We start from the raw sequence: 4,249 nt of genomic DNA, 5'->3' as shown, positions 1-4,249 counted from the left end.
CGGCGAGGTGAAGAACGGCGCCAGCCAGATCGCATCGACACCCAGTGCGGCAATATGAGGCAGGCGGCGGGCAATTCCCTTGATGTCGCCGAGCCCGTTGGCATCCGTATCCTGAAACGACCGCGGGTAGACCTGATAAATCACGGCTCCGCGCCACCAGTCGGCTCCCGCCGCTTTATTCGTCGATTTCATCAAACAGCCTCGATATCGCACCAGCCTCCTCAGTTTGCACACTCCGCCGCAAGCGGCAAGCTGCAATCAGCCGTATGGCAAACTCGGCTACCTGGGCGGGTAAATTCGCGGTATCAATTTTAGAGAATTATCAATATGAAAGTTCACACACGAAGCTCCTGCGTCTTTTAGGGGCTTGAAAGCGACGTCGCTTTCGATAACTTCGCGCATTGACCTGCACGTACAGGTCACCTGCGGATCAAAAACACCCTTGTAAAACAAGGACAAGAACTCCAGAAAGTGGGAAAACACATGGCACATATCACCAGAAAATTTATCGCTGCGGCTTTTGTCAGCACGATATTGAGCGTTTCCGCGCATGCCGCGACCCTCAATATCCACAATGGTGGCGACCCGACTTCGCTCGATCCGCAAAAAATTTCCGGCGATTGGGAGAACCGCATCGACGGCGATATCTTCGAAGGGCTTGTGACCGAAGATCCCAAGGACAACCCAATTCCCGGCCAGGCTGCAAGCTGGACCATTTCGCCCGACCAGAAGGTTTATACCTTCAAGCTTCGCGACGGCATCAAGTGGTCCGATGGCCAACCGGTGACGGCTCAGGACTTCGTCTTTGCTTTCCAGCGCCTGATGGATCCGAAGACCGCCGCGCAATACGCCTATCTGCAATATACGATCAGGAACGCGGAAAAAATCAACAAGGGCGAGATCAAGGATCCGACCCAGCTGGGCGTCAAGGCGATCGACGACAAGACGCTGGAAATCACGCTTGAAAACCCGACGCCTTACTTCCTCAACGCCCTGATGCACTACACGGCCTATCCACTGCCGAAGCATGTCGTGGAAGCCAAGGGCGACCAATGGGTCAAGATCGGCAATATCGTCACCAACGGCCCGTACAAGCCGACCGAATGGGTGCCTGGTTCGCATGTCAGCATGGTCAAGAGTGACCAGTATTACGGCGCCAAGGACATCAAGATCGACAACGTCAACTACTACACGCTGGAAGACCAGGCCGCCGCCCTGAAGCGCTACCGTGCAGGCGAATTCGATATCCTGACCTCTTTCCCCGCCGATCAGTATGAGTGGATCCAGAAGAACCTTCCCGGCCAGGCGCATGTCGTGCCGTTCCTTGGCACCTACTATTACGTCATGAATGCCACCAAGCCGCCCTTCAACGACAAGCGCGTCCGCCAGGCTCTCTCCCTGGCCGTCAACCGCGAGGTCATCGGCCCGAAGATCCTCGGCACCGGCGAACTGCCGATGTATTCCTGGGTCCCGCCGGGCACGGCCAACTATGGCGAGCCGGCCTATGTCAGCTGGAAGGACGAGCCCTACAAGCAGAAGGTCGAAGAGGCCAAGAAGCTCTTGAAGGAAGCCGGCTTCGGCCCCGATCATCCGCTGAAGGCTCAGCTTCGTTACAACACCAATGACAACCACAAGCGCATCGCCGTCGCGATCGCCGCCATGTGGAAGCCGCTTGGCGTCGATATCGAGCTCTACAACACCGAAACCAAGGTGCATTACGATGAAATGCAGCGCGGCGAGGTACAGATCGGCCGTGCCGGCTGGCTTGCCGACTACAATGACCCGATCAACTTCCTGAACCTGCTCTCCACCGGCGTCGAAATGAACTACGGCCGTTGGAGCAACAAGGACTACGATGCTCTGATCAAGCAGGGCAACGAAGAAATTGATCTGAAGAAGCGCGCCGAAATCTACAAGAAGGCCGAACAGCTGGCCCTCGACGACAGCGCCGCGATCCCGATCTACTACTACGTTTCCCAGAACATCGTCGCCCCGAAGGTCCAGGGCTTCGTCGACAATATCCAGGACATCCATCGCACGCGCTGGCTGTCGGTCAAAGAATAATTGGGAACAGGCTCCCTCCCGGACACAACCGGGAGGGAGCCGTCTAAAATCATGTTTGGCTATGCTCTCCGTCGTTTGCTGTCGACAATTCCCGTTCTGTGGATTGCCGTGACAGTGTGTTTTTTCATTCTGCGCCTCGCTCCCGGCGGCCCCTTCGATGGCGAAAGGCCATTGCCGCCGGAAGTCAAAGCCAACCTTGCGGCTCACTACAACCTCGATAAGCCTCTGGTTGAGCAATACCTGATCTATGTCGGCGACGTCATGAAGGGCGACCTTGGCCCCTCCTTCGCCAACCAGGATTTCACCGTCACCCAACAAATCATGTCCGGCTTCCCTTACACGCTGACGATCGGCGGCTCCGCCTTCGTGCTTGCGACTGTCGTCGGCATCTTCATAGGCTGTCTTGGGGCGCTCTATCAGAATCGCGCGGCCGATTACTGGCTGGGCGGCGGCCTCCTTATCGGCCTTGTCATGCCTAGCTTCCTGATCGCCCCGATCCTTCAGCTCGTCTTCGGCAACACGCTCGGCTGGCTGCCGGTCGGCGGCTGGGGCGATGGCTCGTTCAAGTTCCTGATCCTGCCCATCATCGTCCTGACGCTGCCGCATGCGGCGCGCATCTCGCGCCTGATGCGCGGCTCCATGATCGAGGTGATGGGCCAGAACTTCATCCGCACCGCCAAGGCCAAGGGTATCGGCCCGCGGCTGACCGTGATGCGGCATGCGTTGAAGCCGGCGATGATGCCCGTCGTCTCCTATCTCGGACCGGCGGCCAGCTATCTCCTCACCGGTTCGCTGGTTGTCGAAAGCATTTTCGGCCTCCCCGGCGTCGGCCGCTACTTCGTCGGCGCTGCGCTCAACCGCGATTACGGCATGGTCCTCGGCACGGTCATTTTCTATATGGTCCTGATCGTGGTCCTCAACCTGCTGGTCGACATTGCCTATGCCTGGCTCGACCCGAAAGTGAGAATGCGATGATCCTCAATTCCGCCAAGAGAGAATTGCTGGAAGCGGAATTGCTTTCGGCAGAAGGGCTCGCACCCAAGGGGCGTTCCCTCACAGGTGACGCGATGCGTCGCCTGCTCCGCAACAAGGCCGCGGCACTTTCGCTGATCGTACTCTCAGTGCTGGTTCTGGTCGCCATATTCGGTCCGTATTTCCTGCCCTTCAACTACGAGGATCCGGACTGGACCTCCTTCCGCGGTCCTCCGGACTTCGCCGCCGGCCACTATTTCGGCACCGATGGCAATGGCCGCGACCTGCTGGCGCGTACGCTTTACGGCACCCGCGTTTCGCTGACCGTCGCGCTTGTCGCGACCCTCGTCTCGGTTGTCATCGGCGTGCTCTATGGCGCCGTCGCTGGCTATTTCGGCGGCCGTGTCGATGCGGTCATGATGCGCTTCGTCGATATCATGTACGCCCTGCCCTACGTCCTCTTCGTCATCCTGCTGATGGTGATCTTCGGCCGTAACGTCTATCTGCTGTTTGCGGCGATCGGCGCGCTCGAATGGCTGACGATGGCCCGTATCGTGCGCGGTCAGACCTTGTCGATCAAGCAACGGGAATTCATCGAGGCGGCGCGGGCCTCCGGCCAGCGGTCGTTCAAGATCATCCTCAAGCACATCGTGCCGAATCTCGTCGGTCCGGTGGTCATCTATGCGACGCTCACCATCCCGGAAATCATCGCGACGGAAAGCTTCCTCTCCTATCTCGGCTTCGGCGTTCAGGAGCCGCTGACATCTCTCGGCACGCTGATTGCCGAAGGTTCGGCCGGCATGGAGACGACGCCTTGGCTGCTGTTTTTCCCGGCCGGTTTCCTGGTCGCGCTGCTGATGAGCCTGCTCTTCATCGGCGATGGCCTGCGCGACGCTTTCGATCCGAAGGATCGCTGACATGACAGAAACACTTCTCGAACTGAAAGACTACTCCATCACCTTCCGCACGCCGGAAGGCGAGGTGGCGGCCGTCTCGAAAATGAACCTCAAGATCGGCCGTGGCGAGCGCGTTGCCATCGTCGGTGAATCCGGCTCCGGCAAGAGCCAGACCTTCCTTGGCCTGATGGGCCTGCTCGCCAAGAACGGCCGCACCAGCGGCCAGGCGCTGCTCGACGGCAAGGACCTGCTGACGCTGAAACCGCGCGAACTCGACCATGTGCGCGGCAAGGACATGGCCATGGTCTTCCAGGACC

The 4,249-nt window shown here is 59.0% G+C and carries 5 protein-coding genes; 4 read left to right on the top strand and 1 reads right to left on the bottom strand.

Features of this window, described 5'->3' with window-relative positions; genetic code table 11:
• Nucleotides 1-192 (bottom strand): alpha-amylase family glycosyl hydrolase (locus FP026_RS30050; RefSeq protein ID WP_246665496.1); only part of this gene is annotated, 192 nt, incomplete at its 3' end.
• Between the two features lie 291 nt (nt 193-483).
• Between FP026_RS30050 and FP026_RS30045 the strand changes: the two genes are divergently transcribed.
• From FP026_RS30045 to FP026_RS30030, 4 genes are all read left to right on the top strand, one after another.
• Complete coding sequence (locus FP026_RS30045; RefSeq protein ID WP_149634707.1) at nt 484-2,064, top strand: peptide ABC transporter substrate-binding protein; 1,581 nt, start codon at nt 484-486, stop codon at nt 2,062-2,064.
• Between the two features lie 51 nt (nt 2,065-2,115).
• Entirely contained in the window at nt 2,116-3,039 is a 924-nt protein-coding gene (locus FP026_RS30040; RefSeq protein WP_149634706.1) for an ABC transporter permease subunit, read from the top strand.
• Nucleotides 3,036-3,953 (top strand): ABC transporter permease, encoded by a 918-nt coding sequence (locus FP026_RS30035; protein WP_149634705.1) that lies wholly within the window; start codon nt 3,036-3,038, stop codon nt 3,951-3,953. The genes FP026_RS30040 and FP026_RS30035 overlap by 4 nt, the downstream gene beginning before the upstream one ends.
• Before the next feature lies 1 nt (nt 3,954).
• On the top strand, nt 3,955-4,249 hold a 295-nt coding region (locus FP026_RS30030), incomplete at its 3' end, for an ATP-binding cassette domain-containing protein (RefSeq protein ID WP_149638166.1).

The sequence above is a fragment of the Martinezella tropici genome, assembly GCF_008370325.1.
GTDB lineage: Bacteria > Pseudomonadota > Alphaproteobacteria > Rhizobiales > Rhizobiaceae > Rhizobium > Rhizobium tropici_B.
Note: the sequence above shows the minus strand (reverse complement) of the source record. Positions and strands in the feature narration are given on the sequence as shown.